Origin of the sequence: Holdemania filiformis DSM 12042 (genome assembly GCF_000157995.1) — a bacterium.
Taxonomy (GTDB): domain Bacteria; phylum Bacillota_I; class Bacilli_A; order Erysipelotrichales; family Erysipelotrichaceae; genus Holdemania; species Holdemania filiformis.
The window spans coordinates 378,775-385,191 of sequence record NZ_GG657561.1 but is presented as its reverse complement, the minus strand read 5'-3'; the positions used below and the strand labels follow the sequence as shown (position 1 = coordinate 385,191).

Here is a 6,417-nt window from a genome sequence, read left to right as displayed (position 1 = left end):
CCGTCGATCAGGCTGTCCAGTAACCGCAGACACGCATCCATTTTATTCGGCGTTGAAATCACGATTGACTTCTCGGCGATGCCCATGTAATCCCCGGCTACGATCTCCATGCCATCGAAGGTTGTATCCTTGATCGCATAGGTGATCTGCCCCGTTTTGACATGCTGCAGCGCGGCGGTCATTTCCGCTTCGTTTTCTTCCGCGGAGACTTCCGGATTGAACATGATGCAGGCGGATAAGCCCTGCGGGATCGATTTTGTCTGCAGAACCCGGATATCCTGGTCTTCCATCACCGCCGCGGCCTGCTGCGCCGCCAGGATGATGTTGGAGTTATTCGGCAGGATGAAGATATGCTTCGCCTTGACCTTCTTGATCGCCGCGACAAAATCCTCAGTCGACGGATTCATCGTCTGCCCGCCGGAAATCACGACGTCGACGCGATATTCCTCAAACAGCTTCTTCAAGCCGTCCCCGGCCGCAACCGCAATCAAAGCGTAATCTTTTTCTTCCACCGGGGCTTCCGCTTTTTCCGGCAGTGATTCGTTCATGATCGTGTTGTGCTGTTCCTGCATGTTTTCAATTTTCAGCTTGACGAATTCACCGTAGCGCTGCGCGTAGTTCAGCGCGTCGCCCGGGGTCAGGGTATGCACGTGCACCTTGACCAGATCGTCATCCTGAACGACGACGATCGATTCGCCCAAGCGGGCCAGCGCCTTCTTCATCTTATCTTCGGTGAACGTAACCTGTCCCTGCTCGCTTAACCGCAGAATAAATTCCGTGCAGTAGCCGAATTCTTCATTTTCCAGCTCCATCGCCGCTTTAGCGGTGGTGCTTTCCTTTTCTTCCATGACGAACGGATGACCATCCATCGCCGCTTTAAAGCCTTCTAAAATAACGACCAATCCGGTTCCGCCGCTGTCGACGACGCCGACTTCCTTTAATACCGGAAGCAGTTCCGGCGTATTGGCCAGTGAAATCCGCGATTCATCGAGAATGCAGTTAAACACATCGTCGATCGACGCTTCCGGATGTTCCTTCATGTATTGCTCGCCGGCCGCGCTGGCTTCGCGGACAACCGTTAAAATTGTCCCTTCCACCGGGCGCATAACCGCCTTGTAGGCAACCTTGCTGCCATTGACGAACGCCGCCGCCAAATCCGCCGGAGTCAGCTCGCTCTTGCCTTCGATGGCCTGGTAAAAACCTCTGAAAATCTGCGACAGAATGACGCCGGAATTTCCCCGCGCTCCCATCAACAGCCCCTTCGACAAGGTCTTCGCCAACAAGCTGAGATCCTCGGTGCACGCCTGCATCGCTTCCTTCACGCCCGAGGTGAACGTCATCGACATGTTCGTGCCGGTGTCGCCGTCCGGGACCGGGAAAACATTCAGCGCGTCAATCGCGTCGTGGCGGTTGCTCAAATGAGCCGCTCCGCTGAGCAGCATCTCTTTAAAATCCGTTCCGTTAATTCTATTCATGATACCCTCCGATTAACCAATAACCCGGACACCCTGCACATAGACATTGACGGCCGCAAAATCCTGCTCCAGAGTTTTCTCAAGGACATACTTCACTTTCTTCTGTACTTCACTGACGACTTCCGATACCTTAACGCCGAAGCCGATGACGATATATAGATCCAATTCCATTCCCTTGTCGGTCTTTCTGACGACAACCCCGCGGGAATAGTTTTCTTTTTTCAATAATTCAGCCCAGCCGTCCTTCACTAACTTCTGAGAAGCCATCCCGACGACGCCGTAGCATTCGCTGACGACACCTCCGGCCAACGTTGCGATCGCTTCCTGCGAGATGTTGATATTTCCGTAGCTGGTTACCCGTTCTATGGACATGAACGATTCCTCCTTCGCTTTATTTATTATATCAAACTATTTGTACTTTTCAAATTTTACTCGGTTTCTGCGCCGTTTGTGTCAGAATTTTCATCTGATTCTCCCTCTGCGGGCGCGTTGGGATCCGCTTCGCCCGGACACAGCTGGGTGTAGGCGGACTTGGACATTTCATCGACGTAGATGCACGAGTTCGGTTTGTTGAGATTGGAAACGATGCTGTTGTACTCGCTGAGCACGTCCATCGAATAGTAGCTGGAAAAAAACTGGTTGCCGTCATGCATGATCAGCCGGATCATGTTGGGATCGTAGGAAACCTCATATTGCTGGATCTCTGAAATCAGCGAAATCATCGCCGCGGGCACATGGCGGAACGCCATCGCCAGATCGGCGCTCTGTTCTTCGCTTTGAAAGCCGACGATCAGCGGAATCCTTGCGATCAGGCCGGTCATCCGTTCATCCATCTTGACGACGGTTCCGTCCTTGAATAAAATTTCCGGTTCTTCGATGTAGCGGTAGCCGACCGGCTCCCGTTCTTCAATTTCAATCACGATCTGGTTGCCGCGCTCATGCCGCACTGAAGCCGAGACGATCAGCGGATACTGCTGCAGGGCATTTTTCACCTGCGGTGCAAATACCGTCAGCCAGCGCGACTGAGCTGTGATTCCCGCCAGCTCCAGCACGTCGGCACGGCTTAAGCTGACGTTGCCTTTAACGCTGACGGTTTTGATTAACGAAGCGTCGCTTGAATAATACGCCAGTCCCATCACGATCAGCGCGCAGACTAACGACGCCTTGAACAGCCGGCGTTTCTGCCGGCGGAAGTTTTTTTGTTCGGCCTGACGCCGCCGTTGTTCGATCAACAAATCTACCGAGTTTTTGTTTTCGTCCGGTTTGACCGGCGCCGGTTTGCGGATCACCAGTTAAACTTCTCCACTTCCAGAATCAGTTCCTCACCGTATTGACGGCGCACCTGTTCCTGAATTTCCTCGACCAGTTCAATAAAATCCCGGGCCTTTCCCTGTTGATCGTTGACGATGAAATTGACGTGCTTCTCGCTGACGGAAACCCCGCCGACACGGCGGCCGCGGTAGCCCAGCTCATCGATCATCTGCCAGGCCTGGCGATCCTTGGGATTGCGGAACACGCTGCCGGCGCTCGGCTTATCCAACGGCTGCGATTCCATCCGCCGCTGACGCCGGCGGTCCATCAGATCGCGGATCTCCGTCTGATCCTGTTTTGTCAAATGAAACCGGACGGCCAGAATCACCCAGTCGGGATGACTTTGGAAAATCGAAGTCCGATAGCCAAAGCCGCACTCAGCCGGACTTAACCATTCGCAGCGTCCTTGCCGCAGCACGAACACCTCGCTGACGACCTCAGCCATGCAGCTCTTATACGCGCCGGCGTTCATAAACGCCGCGCCCCCGACCGTGCCGGGAATGCCGCTGGCAAATTCCAGTCCGGACAGCGAATGCTTCATCGCTTCATACGACAAAGCGATGATCGAACAGCCGGCCTCCGCCACTACCGTCTGGCCGTCGAAATAAAAGTCGCCGTGATAGCGGTCAAGCTTGAGTATCACGCCTTCGTAATCGTTGTCGGAGCATAACAGATTGCTCCCCTTGCCGAAGATTTTATACGGAATCCCCTGCTTGGCTAACAGCCGCAGTACCTGCGTCAGCGCCAGCATTGTCTTGGGATAGACGACCGCACGGGCATTGCCGCCGATGCGCAGTGTCGTCAGCGTCGACATCGGAACATTTTCCGTCACATCGCCATAGCACCGCAGTCTTTCCAAGCTGTTTCTCATTGTTAGAATCACCTTTTATCCTTGTTGGATCCAGTTGTATATCTGTTCGCTGGCATCCGGATGTCCCAGCCGCTTCGCAGCCGTCCGCATGCTTTCCAAACGGATCGGATCAAAAACAACACTCTCTATTTTTGCGGTTATTTCCCCTTCTGTCAAGTCTTTTTCTTCGATCATGAGCGCCGCCCCCGCGCTCTGCAGCGCTTTCGCGTTGAGCACCTGATGGTTGTTGGGAACGTAAGGGCTGGGAATGATGATCGCCGGAAGACCTAAAACCGTGATCTCCGCAGCCGTCGTCGCTCCCCCGCGCACCACCGCCAGATCGGCGTTGACCATGACCTTGACCCCGTCGATATACGGGACTACCTTGATATTGGCACATTCCAGATGCTGCGCGCGGACTTCCTCATAAGCCGCCCGGCCGGTAACATACAATACCTGATAGGATTGGCCGGCCATCTGCTTCAGCGCTTTGACCATGACGGCATTGACGCTTTCCGAGCCCAGCGAGCCCATCACAACGACGACTAACGGCCTGGCCGGATCCAGACCCAGCTGCCGCACCACGTTGGGATCGCGCTGCGCCCGGGCCGCCACACTGGCCCGCGGATTGCCGAGGATCCGGGTTTTCTGCGGCGGAAACTGGTCTAAGTTTTCAGGATAGCAGCCGACGATCTGATCGGCATATTTCGCCAGAAAGCGGTTCGCTTTGCCGGCATAGGAATTTTGTTCGTGAAGCATCGTCGGGACATGCGCGAAGTGCGCGGCCAGAATCACCGGCGCGCTGATATAGTTGCCAAAGCCGATCGCGTAATCCGGGCGGAACTGCCGCACAATCTTCCGGCAGGCGAAATACGCCTGGGCCAGCTGCATGACGGCCTGAACCTTCGCCAGGGCTGAACCATTCAGCCCTTTGGCCTTAATCGCTTCAAACGCATAGCCGGCCTTGGGAATCTCTGTCGACTCCATCCGTTCCGCCGTGCCGACAAACAGGATTTCCGTTTGCGGATCTTTTTCCTTCATGGCGTCGGCCAGCGCCAGCGCCGGATAGATATGACCGCCGGTACCGCCGGTCGCAATTAATACGCGCATTGCGTTTCACTCCTTTTTCATTTGCTTTTTTGCCTGCCTTATTATAGCATACATCGTCCGCCGCGCCCACCCGCATCTTGCCTTTAGGCCTTGGCGATACTCATTAAGATGCCCAGCGAGGCCATGATCATCACTAACGAGCTGCCGCCGTAGGACATCAAGGGCAGCGTGATCCCGGTGACCGGAAACAGACCGACGACGACGCCGAGATTGATCATGACCTGAATTGCGAACAAACTGACGATGCCGACCGCGACATAGCACAGAAACGGATCGTGAGCGTTCTTGGCGATCCGGACACCCTCCAGAATGATCAGCAGATAAATAATAATGATCAGCGAAGCACCAATCCAGCCCAATTCCTCCGCCGTGATCGCGAAGATGAAATCGGTCTGCGGTTCCGGCAGATAAAAGTGCTTCTGCATCGACCGGTTCAGTCCGGCTCCCAGCAAGCCGCCCGGGGCGATCGCAAACAGCGACTGGATGATCTGGAAGCCGCTGCCTAACGGATCCTGCCACGGATCAAGAAAGGAAACGATCCGCGCCATCCGGTACGGCGCCGCCAGAATCAAGCCGGTCAAGCCTGCCGCGCCCAGCAGTCCCAGACGGATAAAATACTTAAACGGCGCGTCCGCCGCCAGCACGATCACAACGATGCTGCAGACCATGACCAATCCGCTGCCGAAATCCGGCTGCAGAAGAATCAGTCCGAAACCCAGCATGGTTAAAAACAGCGGCACTAACAAATCCCGGCGCAGACTTTTAATCCGGTCTTTGGAAGCCAGATAATCCGACACCGAGAGAATCAGCGCCAGCTTAAAAAATTCCGAGGGCTGGATCAAAAAGCTGCCGACGCCGAACCAGCTGCGCGAGCCGTTGCGCTGCACGCCCAGTCCTGGAATCAGCACCAGCGCCAGAGCGATATAACAGCCGATCAGAATCGGCTTCTGTTTTTCCCGCAGCTTTTGAATATTCAGCCGGCTGGTCAAATTCATCGCGACTAAGCCCAGCCCGGCAAACAGCGCCTGACGCTGGACAAAATACCAGGGGTTGTGATATTTGAACTCCGCCCAGTACACCGAGCTGGAGGCGATCATGATCAACCCGGCGGCCACCAGCGTCAGCACTTCGATCAAAAGCAGCCTGTTTTTTCGATGGAACATAAAAAAGTCTCACCTCCCATACAGCGTATGCGCAGAGAAAGTGAAACTTGATGTCAAATCAGGAAGCGGGCGTCAGCCGGCGGGAAATCCGGTTGCCGAAAATCCAGGTCAGCTGCGGATTAGGAAACAGGAGGAACAGGCCCAGGACGACCCATTCGACCCCAATCCAGCCTGAGGGCAGACACAGTTCCAGCACCGGCGGCACGATCTGGCATTCCGCCCAGAACAGGCCGATATAAATCGCCATGCAGCTGACAAAATAAATCGCATGATGAATCAGCTTCATCGTCCTTCACCTCTTTCTTTTCATTTTCCGTTTTCGTTTCCGCCAAAAACGTTTTCAGCGTATCGAAACCTGCGCCGTTATTATATAATACATAAAGATAGAAAACAATCGAACGGGAGGAACAGATCATGAAAACGGCATGGGTATTGTGTGGCGGCGGTTCGCGGGGCGCCTATGAAATCGGAGTGTGGCAGGCGTTAAGCGCGGCCGGCCTGGCCCCGG

7 protein-coding genes are annotated in these 6,417 nt (G+C 54.8%); all 7 read right to left on the bottom strand.

What is annotated here, in order from left to right; all coding sequences use genetic code 11:
- On the bottom strand, positions 1 to 1,475 hold a 1,475-nt coding region (locus HOLDEFILI_RS14505; protein ID WP_006060559.1), incomplete at its 3' end, for a DAK2 domain-containing protein.
- A 12-nt stretch (positions 1,476 to 1,487) separates the two neighbouring features.
- The gene (locus HOLDEFILI_RS14500) at positions 1,488 to 1,847 is read right to left on the bottom strand and encodes an Asp23/Gls24 family envelope stress response protein (protein WP_006060558.1); all 360 of its coding nucleotides are present in this window, start codon (positions 1,845 to 1,847) and stop codon (positions 1,488 to 1,490) included.
- A gap of 56 nt (positions 1,848 to 1,903) precedes the next feature.
- The gene (locus HOLDEFILI_RS14495; RefSeq protein ID WP_006060557.1) at positions 1,904 to 2,764 is read right to left on the bottom strand and encodes a cell division protein FtsQ/DivIB; all 861 of its coding nucleotides are present in this window, start codon (positions 2,762 to 2,764) and stop codon (positions 1,904 to 1,906) included.
- Positions 2,761 to 3,657 carry a UDP-N-acetylmuramate dehydrogenase gene (gene murB / locus HOLDEFILI_RS14490; protein ID WP_006060556.1) on the bottom strand — a complete coding sequence of 299 codons (897 nt, stop codon included), beginning with the start codon at positions 3,655 to 3,657 and terminating at the stop codon, positions 2,761 to 2,763. The genes HOLDEFILI_RS14495 and murB overlap by 4 nt, the downstream gene beginning before the upstream one ends.
- Before the next feature lie 15 nt (positions 3,658 to 3,672).
- Positions 3,673 to 4,746, bottom strand: coding sequence for an undecaprenyldiphospho-muramoylpentapeptide beta-N-acetylglucosaminyltransferase (murG, locus tag HOLDEFILI_RS14485; protein WP_006060555.1), 1,074 nt, complete (start codon positions 4,744 to 4,746; stop codon positions 3,673 to 3,675).
- 83 nt (positions 4,747 to 4,829) lie between these two features.
- On the bottom strand, positions 4,830 to 5,909 hold the full coding sequence (gene ftsW / locus HOLDEFILI_RS14480) for a putative lipid II flippase FtsW (protein ID WP_006060554.1): 1,080 nt from the start codon (positions 5,907 to 5,909) through the stop codon (positions 4,830 to 4,832).
- Between the two features lie 58 nt (positions 5,910 to 5,967).
- Complete coding sequence (locus HOLDEFILI_RS14475; protein ID WP_006060553.1) at positions 5,968 to 6,195, bottom strand: hypothetical protein; 228 nt, start codon at positions 6,193 to 6,195, stop codon at positions 5,968 to 5,970.
- Between the last annotated feature and the right edge of the window lie 222 nt (positions 6,196 to 6,417).